20 protein-coding genes are annotated in these 20,254 nt (G+C 35.7%); 4 read left to right on the top strand and 16 right to left on the bottom strand.

Annotated elements, in window-relative coordinates; genetic code table 11:
- Window positions 1-6 precede the first annotated feature (6 nt).
- Window positions 7-471, top strand: coding sequence for a hypothetical protein (locus CQ046_RS20470; RefSeq protein ID WP_105704043.1), 465 nt, complete (start codon window positions 7-9; stop codon window positions 469-471).
- A gap of 87 nt (window positions 472-558) precedes the next feature.
- On the opposite strand, the gene CQ046_RS20465 is transcribed toward CQ046_RS20470, so the two are convergent.
- Complete coding sequence (locus CQ046_RS20465; RefSeq protein ID WP_105704042.1) at window positions 559-1,599, bottom strand: NAD(P)H-dependent glycerol-3-phosphate dehydrogenase; 1,041 nt, start codon at window positions 1,597-1,599, stop codon at window positions 559-561.
- A 224-nt stretch (window positions 1,600-1,823) separates the two neighbouring features.
- Here CQ046_RS20465 and CQ046_RS20460 point away from each other — a divergent pair, with 224 nt between their 5' ends.
- Window positions 1,824-2,849 (top strand): M23 family metallopeptidase, encoded by a 1,026-nt coding sequence (locus CQ046_RS20460; protein ID WP_105704041.1) that lies wholly within the window; start codon window positions 1,824-1,826, stop codon window positions 2,847-2,849.
- A 218-nt stretch (window positions 2,850-3,067) separates the two neighbouring features.
- Here the strand turns inward: CQ046_RS20460 and CQ046_RS20455 are convergent, their stop codons facing one another.
- The 5 genes from CQ046_RS20455 to CQ046_RS20435 all read right to left on the bottom strand — a co-directional run bounded on the left by CQ046_RS20455 (window position 3,068) and on the right by CQ046_RS20435 (window position 6,976).
- Window positions 3,068-4,240, bottom strand: a complete 1,173-nt coding sequence (locus CQ046_RS20455) for an MBL fold metallo-hydrolase (RefSeq protein WP_105704040.1) — start codon at window positions 4,238-4,240, stop codon at window positions 3,068-3,070.
- 16 nt (window positions 4,241-4,256) lie between these two features.
- Window positions 4,257-4,910 carry an NAD(P)-dependent oxidoreductase gene (locus tag CQ046_RS20450; RefSeq protein WP_105704039.1) on the bottom strand — a complete coding sequence of 218 codons (654 nt, stop codon included), beginning with the start codon at window positions 4,908-4,910 and terminating at the stop codon, window positions 4,257-4,259.
- A gap of 59 nt (window positions 4,911-4,969) precedes the next feature.
- Window positions 4,970-5,380, bottom strand: a complete 411-nt coding sequence (locus CQ046_RS20445) for an Rrf2 family transcriptional regulator (protein ID WP_105704038.1) — start codon at window positions 5,378-5,380, stop codon at window positions 4,970-4,972.
- 65 nt (window positions 5,381-5,445) lie between these two features.
- Window positions 5,446-6,396: a hypothetical protein gene (locus CQ046_RS20440; RefSeq protein WP_105704037.1), complete on the bottom strand. Its 951-nt coding sequence runs from the start codon at window positions 6,394-6,396 to the stop codon at window positions 5,446-5,448.
- A gap of 145 nt (window positions 6,397-6,541) precedes the next feature.
- Window positions 6,542-6,976: an FKBP-type peptidyl-prolyl cis-trans isomerase gene (locus CQ046_RS20435; protein ID WP_105704036.1), complete on the bottom strand. Its 435-nt coding sequence runs from the start codon at window positions 6,974-6,976 to the stop codon at window positions 6,542-6,544.
- Window positions 6,977-7,273: 297 nt separating this feature from the next.
- Here CQ046_RS20435 and CQ046_RS20430 point away from each other — a divergent pair, with 297 nt between their 5' ends.
- Window positions 7,274-8,281, top strand: coding sequence for a catalase (locus CQ046_RS20430; protein WP_105704035.1), 1,008 nt, complete (start codon window positions 7,274-7,276; stop codon window positions 8,279-8,281).
- Between the two features lie 106 nt (window positions 8,282-8,387).
- Here CQ046_RS20430 and CQ046_RS20425 read toward each other — a convergent pair whose 3' ends face one another.
- The 9 genes from CQ046_RS20425 to CQ046_RS20385 form a co-directional block, all read right to left on the bottom strand.
- Window positions 8,388-8,801 carry a DUF1348 family protein gene (locus tag CQ046_RS20425; protein ID WP_105704034.1) on the bottom strand — a complete coding sequence of 138 codons (414 nt, stop codon included), beginning with the start codon at window positions 8,799-8,801 and terminating at the stop codon, window positions 8,388-8,390.
- A gap of 3 nt (window positions 8,802-8,804) precedes the next feature.
- Window positions 8,805-9,332 carry a TetR/AcrR family transcriptional regulator gene (locus CQ046_RS20420; RefSeq protein WP_105704033.1) on the bottom strand — a complete coding sequence of 176 codons (528 nt, stop codon included), beginning with the start codon at window positions 9,330-9,332 and terminating at the stop codon, window positions 8,805-8,807.
- A 391-nt stretch (window positions 9,333-9,723) separates the two neighbouring features.
- Window positions 9,724-10,770: a TerC/Alx family metal homeostasis membrane protein gene (locus CQ046_RS20415; RefSeq protein WP_105704032.1), complete on the bottom strand. Its 1,047-nt coding sequence runs from the start codon at window positions 10,768-10,770 to the stop codon at window positions 9,724-9,726.
- A gap of 85 nt (window positions 10,771-10,855) precedes the next feature.
- Window positions 10,856-11,464: a TerD family protein gene (locus CQ046_RS20410; RefSeq protein ID WP_047382295.1), complete on the bottom strand. Its 609-nt coding sequence runs from the start codon at window positions 11,462-11,464 to the stop codon at window positions 10,856-10,858.
- A 69-nt stretch (window positions 11,465-11,533) separates the two neighbouring features.
- Complete coding sequence (locus CQ046_RS20405; protein ID WP_105704031.1) at window positions 11,534-12,481, bottom strand: hypothetical protein; 948 nt, start codon at window positions 12,479-12,481, stop codon at window positions 11,534-11,536.
- A gap of 16 nt (window positions 12,482-12,497) precedes the next feature.
- Entirely contained in the window at window positions 12,498-13,673 is a 1,176-nt protein-coding gene (locus CQ046_RS20400; RefSeq protein ID WP_185126219.1) for a toxic anion resistance protein, read from the bottom strand.
- A gap of 2 nt (window positions 13,674-13,675) precedes the next feature.
- On the bottom strand, window positions 13,676-14,233 hold the full coding sequence (locus tag CQ046_RS20395; RefSeq protein WP_105704030.1) for a TerD family protein: 558 nt from the start codon (window positions 14,231-14,233) through the stop codon (window positions 13,676-13,678).
- Window positions 14,223-15,047, bottom strand: a complete 825-nt coding sequence (locus tag CQ046_RS20390) for a phosphoribosyltransferase family protein (RefSeq protein ID WP_105704029.1) — start codon at window positions 15,045-15,047, stop codon at window positions 14,223-14,225. The genes CQ046_RS20395 and CQ046_RS20390 overlap by 11 nt, the downstream gene beginning before the upstream one ends.
- Before the next feature lie 8 nt (window positions 15,048-15,055).
- Complete coding sequence (locus tag CQ046_RS20385; RefSeq protein WP_105704028.1) at window positions 15,056-15,724, bottom strand: HAD family hydrolase; 669 nt, start codon at window positions 15,722-15,724, stop codon at window positions 15,056-15,058.
- Window positions 15,725-16,350: 626 nt separating this feature from the next.
- Between CQ046_RS20385 and fusA the strand changes: the two genes are divergently transcribed.
- A complete protein-coding gene (gene fusA / locus CQ046_RS20380) occupies window positions 16,351-18,417 on the top strand; it encodes an elongation factor G (protein WP_105704079.1) in 2,067 nt (688 codons plus the stop codon).
- Between the two features lie 161 nt (window positions 18,418-18,578).
- Here the strand turns inward: fusA and CQ046_RS20375 are convergent, their stop codons facing one another.
- A complete protein-coding gene (locus CQ046_RS20375) occupies window positions 18,579-20,117 on the bottom strand; it encodes a SulP family inorganic anion transporter (RefSeq protein WP_105704027.1) in 1,539 nt (512 codons plus the stop codon).
- Window positions 20,118-20,254: the final 137 nt, after the last annotated feature.

The following is a 20,254-nucleotide window of genomic DNA, read 5'->3' as shown; positions in this document are numbered from 1 at the left end:
CAGCTCATGTCTCTGTCCAAAAGTCCATCAACATTAATTACAGCCGGAAACACAAATAATATATTGGGTAGTTTTACATTAACATCCAATAAAATTACCGGTGCATCCCTTGCTGCAGATAATTCAACCATTACACTACCAGCCGGAACGTATATTATTCGTTATTCCGTGGATGCAAGTAACTCCAATACCAATAACGGTACAGCCAATACACAGTATGCTGGTCAGAATTTAACTTGTACAAGATCTTATCTGATTAATGCTGCTACCAGTGCTACGATTACGGAAGTCAACAGAATGTGTGAAATGTCCAATTCTTTTACATTTTATCAGGGAAGTTTTTATTTAACATTGCCTGCTACTACTACGATTCGTCAGAAGTTTGAATTTGATACAGGAAATGGTTTCACGTTCAGTAATCTTAATGTAAGAGCATCGTTATCACTTGTTATTACAAGGATGGCTCAATAAAAAATACTTAAGCATACCTACTTAAGTTTTAAAAGATTTTTTTTTCATGAACAAGGTTTTATTAATAAAACCTTGTTTTTTTTATTATTAATTCAGTTTTGCCGTCAGTTTTTTAAACTGTTTCTCTGCACTTTTACCTTCATAAAGAATAGCATATACGGTATCTATAATTGGCAGCTTAAGATTTTTCTGTTTTGCCGTTTTATAGATAGAATCAGCAGCGTAATATCCTTCAGCTACCATATTCATAGACTGAATAGCAGATTTTACTGTATATCCTTTTCCGATAAGGTTTCCAAGGTTTCTGTTTCTTGAGAAAAGTGAATATGCCGTTACTAAAAGGTCGCCTAGATAAGCACTTTCATTCACATCTCTTGGGGCTTCATAGATAGCTTCAAGGAAAGTTTCCATTTCACGGATTGCATTAGAAACAAATACTGCTGTAAAGTTATCTCCATAGCCTAATCCGCTTGCAATTCCTGCTCCGATTGCAAAAATATTTTTAAGAATAGCGCTGTATTCATTTCCTAAAATATCTTTACTTGTTTGTACTTTGATAAAATCTGAACTGAAAATACCTTCAAGTTTTTCAGCAGTTTCATCTTCTACAGTAGCAATAGTAAGGTAAGAAAGTCTTTCCATCGCCACTTCTTCCGCGTGGCAAGGTCCTGCAATTACAGCCTGATTTCTGAAACCGATTTTAAATTCATCGCGCAGATAATGCGCCACTACATCATTTACTTTAGGAATAATCCCTTTGATTGCAGAGATAAAGATCTTATCAGAATAGTCACAGGTCATCTTATCTAATGTATCGGAAAGATAAATAGACGGAGTTGCCAGAACAACAACATCACAGGCAGCAACCAGTTCATTGATATCCGTTGTCAGTTTCAAACTTTTCAGATTAAAGTGTGCAGCTGTAAGATAAGTCGGGTTATGCCCACGCAGCTCAATGGCTCCTTTTACAAATTCACTTCTTACGCACCAGTGTACTACTTTGCAGTTTTCAACAAGCATTTTTACGATCGCGGTTGCAAAACTTCCGCTTCCTACAACTCCTACAGAAATATCCTTTTTATTCTTTTTTGGATTCGAAGATTCTGAAATAATTTTCTTTTTAGCCATAATTGGAATGTGAACTGCAAAGATATTAAAACAAAGACGTAACGCAGGCTTTGAAACTATGATAAAAGCCATTTTCTGAAAAAATTAACATTCCAATACAATTAAATAGCTAATTAACCGTTAAATACAGAAAAAACTGAATTTTAATTAAAAATAACTCTCAAAACGTATTTTTAATTAAATTTGCAAGTTCAAAACCGTTTTAACTTACTAAGAGAAGAAATATGAAAAAATTTCTAAACAGCAAGAAGAACGTAAACATTCTCCTCGGAGGACTTTTACTAGTAGTTTTTGCACAAGGTGTATGTATTGCCAAACTCTTTTCTGAAAGAGATGATAAAACCTACGAAGTAAACCTTGTAAAAATAAACACTGAAAAAGACAGTGTAGATTATTTAAAAATGAAAAATGATCTTACTCTTGTAGATCAGACCGTTGGCCAGCTCAACTCCTTTCTGAAGTCTAAAGACATTTCTAATGAAAAGCTAATGATGCTGGATCAGGACAGTATTTCAAATTCTATTTATCTTTCCAAACAAGCTAACCGATACAGCCAATATCTTATGGATCTTCAGAAAAAACTGATGCAGGTTCCATTGGGAATGCCTACTGACGGATATATTTCCTCTAATTTTGGGATAAGAAAAAATCCGATTCCTTTTAAAACTGTTTACGCTTCAGTAAAAACAAATGCAGCTACAGAATCAAAACCAGCAGTTGCTGCTGTAAAGCCTGAAGTAAAAGCTGAACCTGTTGAGAAAATCATAGAACTTACTGACAGCTATGGAAATAAAAGAGAAGTAAAAGTGATGGTTACTCCAAAAGCGGCTCCTGTGGCTGCTGCGCCCTCTCCCGCTGCTACAAAAACTGTTGCAGGAACTACCGTAACCAAAACCGCTGTTGCTGAGAAAAACAATCCACCTGCTGAAGCTGACCAGATGCAGTTCCATAAAGGGCTGGATATTGCTGTTGCCTATGGTTCTGATGTAAGAGCTGCCGCTGCTGGAACAATCATTTTTTCCGGACAGAAAGGAGGTTATGGAAACTGTGTGATTGTTTCTCACGGAAACGGACTGGCTACGTTATACGGACACTTATCTCAGCTTGTTGCTAAAGTAAATGAAAAAGTAAAAGTAGGGCAGGTAATTGCTAAATCCGGAAATTCCGGACGTTCTACAGGACCTCATCTTCACTATGAAGTACACAAAAACAATACTCCGGTTAATCCGAAATTGTTTATGAATTTATAAAAAGAAAGGCTGTCTATTCGACAGCCTTTTTTACTTATGATAAGAAGTTGGTGAAATCTTTTTAAACCATTAAGGATTATTAAGTTTTTAAGAATATTAAGATGAGTTTCGCTTTAAGCAGAGTCTTTCTTTTATCTTCCTTCAATCAACTTCAATCATTCAAAAAATCTTAAGAGTTCAAAATAAAAACTACCATCATATGATAATAGTTTTTTATCTTATTTCAAAATTTTAAGAGTTCCTTTTGGATGAGTAAATGTACCATCGGGACCTGCAATATTTGAATACACAATATTTTTATTATAATCCTGAATGTGGGTTACATTGAAACCAAGATGAGGCTCATGCCAGTACACCATAAAAACATTCTTTGCTACTTCCACAGCAGTATACTCTACAGTATCTGTACTATTTTTTGAACTTCCGGCTGTTCCTGTAAATGTCATAGTTTTATTATCCTTAAAATCAAGAAGGAATTTTACAGCTCCGAAATCCACTTCAACCTTTCGTCCGATTGCGGGATATGGAGATTTCAGATCCCAGTCCATTTCTTTAAAGAAAACCTTTGCTCCCATTCCCAATTCATCTTTTCCCGGCAGATTAGGATATTTTTTTACCATAAAATCTATAACAGCAGATGAAGTTTTATTTTCAGTCACAGCCTGTTTATAGTTTTCCAGATAGCTTTTCACAAAATCAAGAGATTGTGGTGAAGTGGAAAGTTCTGCAAAGTGGGAAGGAATTACTTTTTCCGGTTTCAGTGATTTCATAGCATCAATCTGCGCTATCCACTGATCAATTGCTTTAACATTCTGTGTATCTGCCATCCAAAGGTGTGAACCAACAGAAACTGAAATACCGCCTGCAATGGTTTTGATGGATGGAATCCAAAGAAAGCTATGGGCCGGATCTTCCGGATTTTGTCTGATTTCAATTTTATTTCCTTCAAGATCAGGAATTGAAACAGCTGCTTCCGGAACGATAATTTCTGAAGGGGCATCTGCTTTCAATTGTGGTTTCCATACACCCATTTTATCATCTTTTGAGGCTGATATAAGGTAAGCGGTTTGTGCTGTAGAAATAATTTTAGCATTCGGAAAAGCTTTTTTGATCACATCCAATCCAAAATAGAAATCAGGATCACTGTGAGAAATAAAAACAGTTTTTAGGTTCTTCCCTGTTGCTTTTATTTCTTTTACCAACTGTTCTGCATATTGTTTCTGGAACTGAGCATCTACAAGGATGGCATCTTTATCACCATAAATAATGGTTGAAGTAATAGGAAAAATAGCTTTGGTTCCCGGATTATAAACTTTCACTTTGAGATTTCCGGCAAATATGCTGATAAATCCCAGCAGTGTTAATAACGACAATAATTTCTTTTGTATCATTTTGTTCTTTTATGGATTAATAAGCTGCTGTAAAACGTTCACGAATGTGATTGTTCTGCTCTAATTCATCTACTAAAACTACGGCTACATCTTCTACAGACAGACGGCTTCTTCCGTTTTCATCAAATACCGGAGTTTCTAATGAAGTTCTGTATTTTCCGGTTCTTTCTCCTACATTGGCTTGATTCATTTCTATAGCAGGGCTGAAGAAAGTCCAATCTAATGTATTATTTTCTTTGATTTTGTTTAAATAGTCTCTTGCTGCTGTTGCACCCGGTTTGTAAGCTTCAGGGAAATCCGGAGTATCTACGATCTGTACATTATCCGGAGTGTAAAGGCTTCCTGCTCCACCTACTACGATCAGTCTTTTTACCCCTGATTGTTCTACTGCTTTCTGAATATTTTCAGAACCATTTAAGAAATCATTGTAAAGATTAGGATTCGTCCATCCTGCGTTGAATGTACTGATTACCGCATCGCTTCCTTTCAATGCTTCAGTTAATTCATTTACATTGTTTACATCAACACTTTTTGCGGTTACATTTTCCTGTGTTTTTACTTTGGATGCATCTCTTACCAGTGCTTCTACTGCATATCCTCTTTCTGCTAATTCTGATACTACGTGTGCTCCTACAAATCCTGTTGCACCGATTACTGCTACTTTTTTCATAATGTTTTATTTTTAATTAAATTGTAATAAATTTTGTTACATTTAAGGTTAAAAAAATTTTATTCGAACTGGTCTACGAATTCCTGTAATGACTTGTCTCCTAAAAAGTTTACAACCAATTGATTTGTTTCTTCAAACAATGTATTTAAATGATTATTGATCTCCTTACCAACACTGCAAGCCGGATTAGGATTTTGATTTTTTTTACCTAATACTTCTGTATTTTTTACTGCTTTATAGATCTCAGAAATAGTGATCATTTCAGCATTTTTTGCAAGCTGGCTTCCTCCTTCTTTCCCCTGTCTGCTGACAATCAAACCTGCTTCTCTCAACACGCTGATCTCCTTTCGGACAATCACCGGATTCACATTGATACTACCGGCCATCCAGTCAGAAGTAAGCCACTCCTGAGGACTTTTCGCCAATAAGGTCATAATATGTACTGCCGTAGCAAATCTTGTATTGTTCATTGTAATTACGTTGCAAAGATAAACATTTTTTAAATGTAACAAAATTTATTACAGTTAAATTTTTCTTAAAGAATTAATTTATCCAGATCAAGCAGTAAATAATTGATGTTCTGATTGATGGTACGAGTTGCCGATTGCATCTGGTTGAGCATGGCAGCGCGGTTATGAAGATCATCGGCTCTATAGAATCCTCCATCACTGAAAATAACAGATTTATCAGCTGCTTCTTTACTGTCATCAAACTGATAATGAAGCCATCTCGATTTCATATTTCCGATAATAGAATGTTCTTCCTTGTTAGAAAACTTTTTCTCCGTATACATATACCAGATAAAAGGTGGAAAATTGGGAGATTCAAGTTTTTCTCTCCAAATATCTCTCAACAGATTTCTTTGGTGAATAAATTCTACCTTCTTTCCTTTGGGATTAAGGGTTGCCAGACCAAACCCAGCTCCTAAAATACCTCCTCCAATACCTATTGCATTGTCCCAACCGTCACTTTTCACTATACCTCCCGCTATGGAAGAAGCTGCTCCGGCAATGATAGAATATAAAATAAGTTTATTATTTCTGGAAGAATTCAGGTTATCCACATAGTTTCCGATCTGTGCTACTCTTTCTCCTTCACAATCGAATTCTGCGGCTACTGCATCCAGTTCGGTTAATGCAATCGTAATTCTGCTGTTGATTTTGGTTTTAAGCTGTAATATTTTAACCTGTGAAGTGAGTGAAGAATCTTTTTTAAGTTGAATAATTTTGTGAACATCATCCAGATTATTCAAAGCATTTAAGATCAAAATACTCTGATCTGTAAAAGTTTCCTTCAGATCTTTATTGGCAGTCAGAATAGAATCCGAATTATAAGACGGAAGTTTATTATTGTAATTGTACTTGAAAGGTGCCTTACAATAGCTGTCTTTCAGGGTAAGAATATTCTGCTGAATAGCCTGATTCTTTTTGGAAACACAGGATACCAGTAAACCAGCAATAGCAAAAAGGTAAAAAAGTTTTTTCATACAGCCATATTTTGTGTTGCCCGGATATATTGTAAAAAATCCACTCTTCTTTCATTTTCATTTTACAATTCACCAATACGAATATAGTACAAATAAAAAAATTTACCTGAAATCAGGTAAATTTTTAATCTATTTTTAAGAAGGATTATTTAATATCCAGCAATTCAACTTCGAAAACCAGCGTACTGTTTGGTCCGATCTCTTTGCTGATTTCCTGATCTCCATAGGCTAAATGCGGAGGAATGATCAGTCTCCATTTACTTCCAACAGGCATTAGCTGAAGTGCTTCTGTCCAACCTGAAATTACTCTGTTTAAAGGAAAAGATGCAGGTGTACCTCTTTTTACAGAGCTGTCGAATACTTTACCGGAAATGGTAGTTCCGTGATAGTGGCATTTTACTGTAGATTTAGGACCTGGCTTTGCACCGTCTCCTTCTGTAATAATTTCATATTGTAAGCCGCTTGGTAAATGCACAACGCTTTCTCTTTTACCATACTCTTCCATATATTCTTTACCATCTTTCAGGTTCTTTTCTGCCAATTCTTTTTTACGTTTAAATAACATATCTGCTACTCCCATATTATAATTTTTTACAAAGATAAGGCTTTTTGGGTTTGGAAGATGGGAGCACAATGAGGGAAGTTTAAAAACCCAAAGGATATCACTATCAAACAAGACGTCTTTAATTCATTCTCATTAAAAATAAATAAACACTAACAATCAATAAGTTAAAAAGCTTATTTTTCAATATTCATTAATCATATTATCTTACATTTCCTTATTTTCAAACATCTTTTCCACAAAGTTCAAACAATTGTAATACTTGCTTAACACAGATTTCAAAACTTGGCGTTATAATTGAATTTTAAAAACTAAATGCCAAATCCATTACAATATAATAAGAAGTTTGATGAACTGAATGAGGAGGAAAAAAAACTTCTGGAACTCAATAAAAAAACAATAGCGGATTTTGTTGAACAATCCTCTTCCATCAGTGATGTCAATTATGCCACCCGGAATGCCCATGCGAAAACATATGCCGTAGCAAAGGGAACGTTCTGGATAGAACCCGATATCCCGGAATCACTGCAACCTTTTTTTGATAAGGAAAAGTTCGACCTTACCATACGTTTCTCTAATGCTCAGCTGAAAATCAAAAACTCAAAAAAAGATATCCCAGCTTATGGCTTTGCGGTACAGATCAAGGATGAAAACGGTGTGCTGCTTGCCAATTATCCACTGGTTAATTTTCCTTTGTTCCCTATTCAATCTGTCTCTACATTTTTGAAGTTGTTTACAGCAATTAACCAGCTTTATATGAAGCAATGGAGAAAAGTATTTCCTATGTATATTCAGATGGTTAAAATGATTCCTTCTTTATTCACTGGCGATATGCTCCGCAATATGATAAAGCTTATCGGGAAGAGAAATGATTTTATTCTGTCGTTTGATTATTATTCTGTAGGTGCCTACCGTTTGGGAGACCAGATTATCAAAATAAAACTATGTCCTCAATCTGTGGATAAAAATTTTGGACGAAAGCAAAAGGTCAAAGATTCTTTAAAAAATTATCTGCAAACGAATGATTTTACAGCAGATGTTTTGATACAGATTTGCAATGATTTGAAAGACCAACCCATCAACAGGCTGAATGTTGAATGGAAGAATGCTCCTTTTATTAAAATCGGTGAAGTGAGAATCAATAAAAATTCATTGCTGGATTCACATAATTGTGCCACTGAACTTCTTTCATTCAATCCTTTTGAGAGCAAAATCTTTTTTCAGCCTGTAGGAAAAATACAAAAGCTGCGTGATGAAGCTTATAAAGTTTCTGTGCAGACAAGGAGGAAGATTAATAAGCTGCTGCACGGGAAAAACGTTTAGTGTAATGATAAATGATGAGTGATGAGTGATGAATTTTTGAACGCAGTGTGATAAAGTTTTATCCAACTAAAAAATAAAAGACTGTCCTAATAACAGTCTTTACATTTTATCTAAACTTCCTATCTTCTTCTCTGATAGCCAGATCATTGATACTTGCAAATCTTTTCGCCATCAGTCCGTTTTCATCAAACTCCCAGTTTTCATTTCCGTAGGCTCTGAACCAGTTTCCGTCTTTCGTCTGATATTCATATTCAAAGCGAACGGCAATACGATTATCTGTGTGTGCCCAATATTCTTTTTTAAGCTTATAATGAAGTTCTTTTTCCCATTTCTTTTGAAGGAATACCACAATTTCTTCTCTACCATTCACAAAAGTATCTCTATTTCTCCATTCACTGTCGATGGTATATGCCTTGGAAACCTTTTCAGGATCCTGACTGTTCCAGGCATCTTCTGCCAGTTGGATTTTTTCCAATGCCGTTTCAAGGGTGAAAGGCGGAAGCGGGTGTTTTTGTTCCATAACTTATTGTATTAAATGGGTGACTATTTTTTTTGATTTTTCAATTAATTCATTAGACCTGAAAAGCTGACTTTCTATGATACAGCTTTCAAAAAGCATATAAATATGATCCGAAAGTTCATTATCATTCAGTAATTCTAAAAAATAGTTTCTGAGATCTGCTTTATGAGACTGAATAACATTCAGGATTTTTGTATTATCCATCGGTATTTCCGATAGAATATTCAGAAAGCTACATCCTCTGAAGTTTTCCTTCTCGTTCATATAGATCAGAAAATCAAAAGCTTTGATTGTTTTAGATGTTGAATCTTTTTCTTTTGCTAAAAAAGTATTGAGTTCACTGAACCAATATTCATGTCTCACATTCAGAAATTCTACACACAAATCTTCTTTGGATTTAAAATACTGGTAGAAACTTGCTCTGGCAACTTCTGCTTCGGAAATAATCTGGTTAATTCCGGTAGAGTTATAACCTTGTCTCGCAAACAATTGAAAGGTGGTTTCTATTATTCTTTCTCTTGGAGATTTCATATTACTCTCTTTTATGGAACAAATATATGAAAAAAAACAATGAACAGACTGACCTGTCTGTTTTATTTTGGAAATATTTTATTTGAATGTTGGAGGGAAATGTTTGAAAACGCAAAGGCGCTAGATTTTTATTGATAAAGAATATTAAGGACGCAAGGATTTTATCTCCAATAAAATTTAATAACTCTAATACTATCTCTTAATGAAGTAAATAGTTAAGCGAAAGCTTTACCTAAAATCTAATATTGAGCGAAGTCGAAATATTCTTACGTCTTAGAAGCGACACAATGCTTATCCTTTTTGCACCTTTGCGTTTTCCAACAAAAAGTTTAATGAACAAAAAAGCCTCCAGAAATACATTCCAGAGGCTTTTAGTTTATTTTAAATATGATTATTTTTCTTCCAATTCTTCTTTCTTCTCTTCTTCTTTTTCAGGGAAGATGATGGATAAAAGAACAGAAATCACCAATACTCCACCTACGATTCCCAATGAAACCGGAGACGGAATATGAATCCATGGTGCAATAAGCATTTTAACTCCAATGAAGGATAGGATAATGGCCAATCCGTATGGAAGTTTGCTGAACATATGAATAAAGTTCGCTAACAGGAAATATAATGATCTTAATCCTAAAATCGCAAAGATATTTGATGTATAAAGGATAAAAGGGTCATTTGAAATCGCGAAGATCGCCGGAATGGAATCTACTGCAAAAAGAACGTCCGTAAACTCAATAACCCCTACCACTACTAAAAGAGGAGTTGCCATTTTGATTCCGTTTTGGATGGTGAAGAACTTATCTCCATCATAATTATCGGAAACTTTCCAGAAACTTTTGATCAGTCTTGCTCCTGCTGTATTGCTGTAATCTTCATCATCATCATCGCCACCATCGCCCCAGGATTTGATCCCTGCATACACAAGGAATAATCCGAACAATGTCATGACAACGTTTATTTTTACAGCTTCTCCGAAGATATTCATTTCAGGAAGATAAGTCAGGTTAATTAACCCTACTCCCGCAAAGATGAATATGGCTCTGAAAATCAGGGCTCCAATAATCCCCCAGAAAAGGACTTTGTGATGAAGGTATTTCGGAACTTTAAAGAACCCGAAAACGAGGATAAATACAAATAAGTTATCCACAGACAAGGCCTTTTCAATCCAATAAGCAGCCTGATACTGTGTAAATTTCTCCACCGCTACTGCATGACTTTCAGGCGACCCGTCTGTATTGAATACCCAATACACCACCCCTGAAAATATCATGGAAAGTGAAATCCATACGATAGACCAGATAGTCGCTTCTTTGGAAGAGACTTCATGACTTTTTTTATTAAATACCCCTAAGTCCAGGAGCAGCATGATAACAACCGTTACCGCGAATCCCCACACCAGACCTGGGTGCAGTTCTAAAATACTTTGATGTTTATCCACTTGAGTTATGTTATTATATGATAAAAGCAATAGATGTACAGCGTACAAATATTGCTATTTTATTTATCTCTTGATTGTCAATTGATTACAGGTAATTCATCTGTACCGTTTGGATCGTCTGCTCCAGCTTTTTATCCGCCGTAGGATCTCCGATTGCATTGAATTTCCATTCTCCGTTTCTCTTGTAGAAAACCCCCATTACCATGGCAACGTGTCCGTTGAAAGATGCATCATTCGCAATATCATATTTTGCAAAAACTTCTCTTACATTGGTAGGTGTTCCTTCATAAATACGGATAGAAGCAAAAGGAATTGTTCCAAAATCCTGACCTCTGTAGCTGTTCAGTACCATTGCCACGTGCTCTACATTTGGCTCCAGCTGGCTGAAATCAACTGTGATTACTTCGTTATCCAATCCGTCATCTCCGTCTACGTCACCGGTAAGATCGTCTCCACTGTGTCTTACAGATCCGTTTCTAGATTTAAGGTTTCCGAAATAGATTACTTCAGTCACGTTTTTGTTTGAATCATATAAAATACAGCTTCCGTCTAAGTCTACTGCTTCTTTTTTAGTTCCAAAAAATCCTTTCTTTTCAATTGCTCCCCAGTTGATTCCTACACAAGCCTGGGAAAGTTCAGCTCCATTTTCTTTTTTAAGGTTTATTCTCTGACCTTTTTGTAAGTTGATAGCCATCTTTTTATGTTTAGTTGTTATTTACTATTTTGCAAAAAAGTGAATCTTCTTTGCTTTTCAAATTTCGTTCTAGTTATTATTCAAATTCAAATTAAGCATTGCGCGCAGAATATTTGTTTCTTCATCGAAGTCAAATATCTTGCTCATAATGTCCATATTTTCCAGGTTTTTAATATAATCTTTTAAAACTCCTTCTACTTCTGGTGGTAACGTATGTTTCCTTTCATTCATACTGTGCTCCAATTGCTCATTTTTGCTTCTCAGCTGATCAATAATGGAACTCTGATTCGATTGATTTTCAGAAGTATCCAGCTTATCCAATTCTTTGTCAAAAAGATACAATTTCTTTTCGTCTACACTGAAAATAAAATGATCATCCGACTGAAAGATTTTGAAAAGCTCATAATCATGGGTTCCGAAAAGGTAGCCACAGACAAAACGAACTTTAAATCCCTGTATATTAAGCCTTCCCAACAATTTTCTTTCAATGGAATAATCCTTATACTGATAGGTAGGAAAAGAACCAGATTTTAGTAGCATTTCATCTGCATCTGTTCTGTAAAATTCCTGGGCATACTTTTTATGAAAGTACAATACATTCTCCCAATTGGCTGTAAAACTATCTTCAGTAAGATCTTTATACAACGTTTTAAGATGTTGTGAAAATACACCGCTGTACATTTTCCTGTCGGTCTGAAAACTGTCTACCTGTCTTTCTTCAAAACCTGAAATATATTTACCATTGATGTTAATTTCATTGATGACCGCCAGCATATCATTTTCCTTCTGCTTTTTAATTTTAGTCAGAAGTTCTATGAGACTGTCCGTATACTGCAGGTGGAAAAGTTCCAGTTTATTGTAATCTAAAGCCGTATTTTCCTGGAACAGATTGTGAATAATATCTGTTTTGATGTAAATAGATATAATGTCAATATGTTCAAAAAAATTAGCGAGAAGCTTAAGCTTTGTTAATCTTCTTTTGCTTTGCGACAATATGGTTGCTGCATCATCCCCCACCTTAGTATGCTATAAATTAACCTCTGACATTCGCTTTAAGTTCATGCTCCAATGTCTGAAGATCCTGATCCAGTTTTCTTCTGTTATCTGCTCCCTGTTTTTGGATTTGTTTCACTTCATTCAATGTATTGATCAACATTGATGTTGTTTCTTTTAATGTTTCCACAGATACGATAGTCTGCTCATTAGCTCTTGCAACATTAATTGAGTTCTGCCCAAGACGCTCTGCATTCTTTCTTAAGATCTCTTCTGTAGTAGAAGATACTTTCTGCTGAATTTCAATATTCTGCTGCTGTCTGTACATCGCTACAGCCAATGAAAGCTGGTTTTTCCAAACAGGAAGTGTAGTGGTAAGAATCGTTTGTGCCTTTTCAGCAATGGAAACATTGTTATTCTGTACCAGTCTGATCTGTGGAAGCGACTGCATCATGATCACGCGTACCACTTTAAGATCTGCCATTCTTCTGTCTAACCTTGCAATGAAATCTCTCTTATCAGCAATCTGATAATCCTGAAAATCCTGAGGATTGGCCTCCATTTGAGCCAATTCTACTGCAGCTCTTTCCATTCTTATATTTCCTGCAATCACAAGACCTTCAATCTGCTTGATAGAATTTACATTACTTTCAAAAATAGTCTGAAGTACAGCATTATCTTTTGTAGAAGTAATGATTCCTGCGTTTACTTTATAAGAGATCTGCTCGATATTGTTGATGATCTTATCATATTTTGCAAATAAGTTCTCAACCTGAGTCATTACTTTCTTCATGAATGGTAATTTACTCAGGAAACTTTTTACTTTATTTCCATTAAGCTCTTCTACATCCACATAATTAAGTTCTACCAAAAGATCATTGATAAGCCCTCCTACTTCCCCAGAGTTTGATCTTCTTACATTACCTAAGAAGCTGTCACTCTGATTCGTTAATGTTTTCTGAAGTTCCGCTCCGAAATTCACGATGGAACCAGGGTTGGTTTCATCAATAGAATTGGCAAGAACTTCATATTTCTCACGTTCTTCTGACTGCAGCTGAGTAAGATTTACATTTCCCTCTCTATCCACAAGAACTGCCGGTGCTGCATTCTGAACAGGCTGTGCCGGAGTTGGAGGAACCATTGGAGTAGGTTCAAAGGTCTTAAGAGGTTCTATTGATCCTAGTGGATCTATGGGCTGATTTTCCTGATTGTCCATGATTACTTCTGATAAATTGATACAAATTTCTCAAGGCCGTCTCTCTGTCCTGCCCCTACAGCCTCAAATTTCCATTCTCCGTTTCTGTTGTAGATTCTTCCGAATTTTACAGCGGTTTCGATTGAGAAATCTTCATCTAATTCATATTTTAAGATTTCTTCATTCGTATCTGTATTGAAAATTCTGATGAAAGAATTTCTTACCTGTCCAAAGTTTTGCTTTCTAGAATCTGCTTCGTGAATGGTTACTACTACTGCAATTTCTTTGATAGCATCATCTATTTTTGTAAGATCAATTTTGATCTGCTCATCATCTCCAGATCCTTCTCCTGTAAGATTATCTCCGGTGTGGATTACAGATTTATCTGGAGACTCAAGGTTGTTATAAAAAATAAAGTGATTATCTGAAACTAATTTTTTATCGTCCCCAAGCAAGAATAAAGATGCATCAAGGTCGAAAGCTGTTCCTGTAGAAGTATTATTGATATCCCATCCTAAACCTACAGTAAATTTAGGTGCGTTAATGTTTTCTCTTTGTCCTTTTTGTAAGTTAATAGCCATAATATAATTCCGTTTGTGTTAAAGTATTGATGTTATTTTCGTATTCTTTTATTAAATGATAATTGTTACTGATCGCCAGCTCCAAAAGCAGGTCCATCTGTTCCTTTTTTACTTTAGACGTAAGATAATCAAAATTACTTGAATCCAGGCCTAAAATATATTTTACAATCCTTGTATTGAACTGAAAACTCTCTTTATTCATCACTTCTGCAACATGATTTACATTTTTTACGGCATAATAGTTGAAAAAGTTTTCAATTTTCGGATCAAGGTTAAAATTCATCAGCTCTGCATAATACAGGAACATAAAGTCAGCCTCAACGTTATATTCATTCAGGATTCTGTTCACTGTATATTCATGACTTCCCGTGATTTTTATATCGTCTATAAAAATACAAAGTTTTCCTCTCAAAAAATCTTTATCGATATAATAAGTATCATTTGCGATCAGATTTTTACGGTCTTCAAAATTAAGATTCCCATAATCTGTGATATACGTATGATTACGATTGATTTTAGATAAAATACTGGACTTCTTTCCTTTTTGAAAAAGATAAAAATCCAAATGTTTTTTAAAATAAAAACATAAAAAATTGGATGCTGTAGGAATCGCCATATACGGGCTAGGAAGTATGACAATCTCTCTATCCGTATTTAAAAGTTCTCCATTTTCGGAAATAAATCCGTCAAATAATTCTCTTGCAAATTTTTCAGCATACGACTTATCGCCATACTTGAAATAGCTGTATTCCGCAGGTGAGAAACTAAACTCAACCGCCGAATGAATGTGGTGTAAGCTATACCTTGTATTCATGTTTATTTTTAGTGTTTAAGTAAGTGGGCACTGAAACCGAAGTCTTTTGCTCCCTTATAATCTGCTACAGGATTATCTCCGATGTGCAGAATCTGATTGAGTGGCAAGTCCTGATCTTTGATCTTATTCTTCACTTCCTGAAAAATAAGCGGGTTCGGTTTGGAACAGTTGATTTCATCAGAATAGATATGAAAATCGATGTACTGATCCAGATTTTCATGAATCAGAAATTTTCTCATCGTTTTTCCTTTGATAAATCCTGTATTGCTCAGAATATTAATAGTTTTTCCCTGATTTTTGATATTCTCAAAAAAACCATGAACATTTTCAAAAATCACAACCGGTTTATATTCCAGAAACAATTCTTCACTTTTGTTGTAAAACGCATTGAGTTCTTCCTTATTCAATTGTTTTATATCTACATTCAAAGCACCCAGAATCATCAGGTAAATTTCAAAAGTATCAATATTCCCTCCTGTAACCTCATTAATCGTATTGCAAAGATCATCATAATATTTTACGGTTTTCGCAACCTCCTCAATTGGTTTATCTACGTTGAAAAATGAGGAGAACAGCTCAACTCTTTTTGCTTTAAATTCAGGGTGAGATTTGATTAGGGTAAGCCACAGGTCAAAGGAAAAATGACAATGGTTATGAATGTCGATATCTGTTTTCAATAGGTTTTAAGTTAAAAGTTTTTATTTAGCTTCTTGAAAAAGATTTAAAATTTTCATTCATCAAAAAGTGTTTACAAGACTATTCTTCCCAAAGATAAAATTTTTATCATAAAAGCATTACGTTCATTGTCTGTTTTAAGATATTTTTATGAAAATTGACGAATTTCACAGCCCCACAGAAGATGATTTATGAATCGTTTAATTTCCGTTCACAAAAAAATATTTTGAAAAATTCTTTGGAAATCAAAAAAAAATTATAATTTCGCAACCGATTAAAAATCAACAATGTCAACAAAAATGATAAATATTATAACTTTAAGCAATCCTGTCAGAGCTGTGTTCTTTGGCAGCACTGAATATTTATCTGAATAGTTCTATAGATCTTTTATACTAAAAAATATATTGAAGACCTGTCTATTCGGATAGGTCTTTTTTGCTGCCCTGATTTCAGACTTTAACAATTCAAAAAAATCTGTTGTTTGTTAAGATCTCTGAAAATTTTCCTTTGATACGAAATACGAAAAATGTTTTGCCGGCTTTATAAGACTGGAGTGTATTTTGTGCTCATTTTTTTCAGAATCTTTTCTCAACACAGATCTAAAAATCAACAATTTAAATCGAACAAAATGAAATACAACACACGAAATATAGGGATTATAGCACATGTAGATGCGGGAAAAACAACATTAACGGAAAGACTTTTATATTACACAGGGCTCATTCATAAAATCGGTAATGTAGATGTCGGAAATACCACCATGGATAAAGACATTCAGGAAAGGAACAGAGGGATTACCATTTCTTCCACTGCAGTTTCTACAGCATGGAAAAAAGACGGTAAAGTTTATAATATCAACATTATTGATACACCGGGACACATTGATTTCGCAGTGGAAGTAGAACGTTCTCTAAGAGTTCTGGACAGTGTTGTCGCTGTTTTCTGTGCTTCATCAGGGGTACAACCACAGACTGAAAATGTTTGGTTCCAGGCTGAAAAGCACGGAACATCCAAAATCTGTTTCATCAATAAAATGGACAGGATTGGTGCAGATTTCTTTGCGGTTCTCAATGAGATAAAAACCAAACTGAATGCTCTTCCTCTGGCACTTCAGATTCCGATGGGTGCTGAAGTACATTTTGAAGGCGTTATTGATCTTGTCAGAATGAAAGCATTATACTGGATCGATGAAAAAGGTGAAACCATTGCGGAAAAAGAAATTCCCGATCTTTATAGTTCTGAAGCTGATGAATACAAGATAAAATTAATGGAAACCCTGGCAGAAAATGACGAGAAGTTCTTTGAGATTTTTATGGATAGTGAACAAACAGTCACTGTCGACATGATCTCACAAGCGGTACAAAGAGTGTGCAGATCAGGATCAGCCGTTCCTGTTCTGTGTGGTTCTGCTTTTAAGAATAAAGGAATCCAGCCTCTTCTTGATGCTGTGGTCACTTATCTTCCAGCTCCGGATCAACTCGCTGACCTGCAGGGAAGAGATCCTCAGACAGAAGAAACAGTAACATTGAAAAGAAATGAAATGGCAGCTTTTTCTGGGCTTGTTTTCAAAGTAGTGATTGATAAACATATGGGAAGGCTGGCTATGCTTCGTGTATATTCCGGAAAGATACAATCCGGAGATACAATATTGAACGTAAGGACGGGTGAAAGTTTCAGAATTTCGAGGATTTTACAGATGCAGTCTGATAAAACGTTATCACTGGATGAAGCTAAGGCAGGAGATATTGTTGCTTTAACGGGAATAAAGGATGCCAAAACTGGTGATTCTTTATCTTCTATAGAACAGCCGATCTTACTGGAAGCCATTACCATTCCGACTCCTGTGATCAGAGTTGCTATTGAACCCAGAACCAATGGTGATGAGAAATCTTTCGGTTTGGTACTGGCAAAAATTCAGGAAGAAGATCCTTCATTGGTTATGGAGAGAGACCCGCAGACCGGAGAAACTTTATTGAGTGGATTGGGTGAACTTCATCTCGAGGTTACACTGGAGAAAATCCGTCTGAATCATGGTATTGAAATCAATCAGGGAAAACCTAAAGTTTCTTATCGTGAGATCTTAACGGAAAACCAAATTCACAGAGAAAAGCTTTCTAAACAAAACGGGGGAAGCGGTCAGTTCGCTGATATCACTTTTGAAATCGGGCCAGGAAATGATAATGAATACGGATTGGAGTTCGTCAATATAATCAAAGGAGGTGTTATTCCTTCCGAATTCATTCCTTCTGTTGAAAAAGGATTCAGAGAAGCTATGGATCATGGACCGTTGAAAGGATATCCTCTGGAAAATATGAAGGTGACTCTTCTGGATGGTTCTTTCCACGCTCAGGATTCTGCCGCATTCGATTTCGAAATTGCAGCAAGAGAAGGATTCAAAGCAGCGGCAAAAGGATGTAGTCCTAGACTGATGGAACCTATCATGCAGGTAGAAATCCAGAGTATTGAGGAATACACAGGTGCTGTTACTGCGGACATTAACAGAAGAAGAGGAATCATTACTTCAATTGATGAAAAATCAGGAAGAAAGATCTTTGCAGCGGAAGTTCCGTTAGCTTCAACTTTCGGGTATATTTCTGACCTGAGAACATTGACGAGCGGAAGAGCTTCCATCAGCATGAAATTATCGCACTATGCTTTAGTACCTGATTTTATCATCAATACATTAATAACCTAAACAAGCAAGGACTGTAGATTTTTTCTTACAGTCCTTGTCTTGTTATTGAGGAGTTTTATTGTGAAAGGTCAATCGTCAATTCGCTACACTTGTCAATGTTTCCATACTGCAAAAATTCACCATTCACTTGCGAAGCAAAATTCACTTATTAACCTCTCCCCTTATTTTTCCGGCATCACCTTATACGTAGGGTCATCCTGAATATTGACTTCCACTACAGCTTCTGCATTTTTGAGTATTTTCCTGCAGTCTTCGCTGAGATGACGCAGATGAAATGTTTTATGATATTGCTTATAACGTTTGGATAATTTGTCCAGAGCATCTATAGCACTCATATCTACAATTCTGCTTTCTTTAAAATCAACAACCACCTGTTCCGGATCATTCATTGGGTCAAATTTATCTGTAAATGCCGTCACTGAACCAAAAAATAAAGGTCCGTATATTTCGTAATATTTTATCCCGTTTTCATCAACATATTTTCTTGCTCTGATTCTTTTAGCATTATCCCAGGCAAAAACCAATGCTGAAATGATCACTCCAATTAAAACCGCTAAAGCCAGGTTATGCAAAATCACCGTAATTAATGCTACAGTAACTCCAACAAAAATATCAGATTTTGGCATTTTATTCACAATTCTGATGGATACCCATTGGAAAGTACTGATCGCAACCATCATCATCACTCCTACCAAAGCCGCCATAGGAATTTTCTCTATAACAGGCGCGCCACACAAAATAATGATGAGAATTAACAGTGATGCTATTATTCCGGATAATCTTGCTCTGGAACCCGCATTCAGATTCACCAGTGTCTGTGCTACCATTGCACATCCGCCCATTCCGCCAAAGAAGCCATTGGTAATATTCGCCAACCCCTGAGCTAAGGATTCTTTATTTGTATCTCCCTTAGTATTGGTAATTTCATCTACCATGGATAATGTTAAAAGAGATTCAATAAGACCTACACCAGCCATAATGAGGGCATAAGGGAAAATAATCTGTAAAGTTTCCAGAGAAAAAGGAATCTGCGGAATATGAAAGCTTGGAAGATTTCCACTGATATGAGCTATATCTGCTACCGTTTTTGTTGGAATATCAAACCCAAGAACTACAGCAAAGACAACTATAATGGCTACCAGAGAGGCAGGAACTGTTTTTGTGATTTTTGGAAAAAAATAGACTACGGCAATTGTAAGCGCAGTTAAACCTGCCATGATATACAAAGGTATTCCCTGCAGCCAGCTTACCGCTCCACTGCTGTCTGTAATTTTGAACTGTTCTACCTGTGCCATAAAAATAATAATGGCCAATCCGTTCAGGAAGCCGTACATAACAGGCTGTGGAATCAGTCTTACAAATTTTCCAAGCTTAAAGATTCCTACAGCCATCTGAAGTATTCCGGCAAGTGCTACGGTGGCAAAAAGATATTCTACTCCATGAGATTGGATAAGAGCAATCAGTACAACGATGGTTGCTCCCGCTCCACCGGAAACCATTCCCGGACGTCCACCTAAAACTGCCGTCACGAGTCCCATCATAAAAGCTGCATAAAGCCCTGTAAGTGGAGATAAACCGGCAAGAATAGCAAATGACAGCGACTCAGGAATCATTGTCATTGCCACAGTAAAACCGGCAAGCAATTCATTCTTGTAGTTTATTTTTTTCGAAAAGTCGAATAAGCTTATAGTATTTTTCATTGATTTGCAAAGGTATGGACTGTCTCACTGGTATACAATTTTTTCTTTTTATCCTTTTTTGGTATTGTTAAAATAAAATAGATTTTATATTTTTGGAATAAAAAAAATGGATTGTCCAAAATGCCATAGTTCTTCTA

This window comes from Chryseobacterium sp. MYb7 (assembly GCF_002979455.1).
In the GTDB taxonomy this organism is placed as follows: Bacteria; Bacteroidota; Bacteroidia; order Flavobacteriales; family Weeksellaceae; genus Chryseobacterium.
This window is presented reverse-complemented; position numbering and strand designations above follow the sequence as displayed.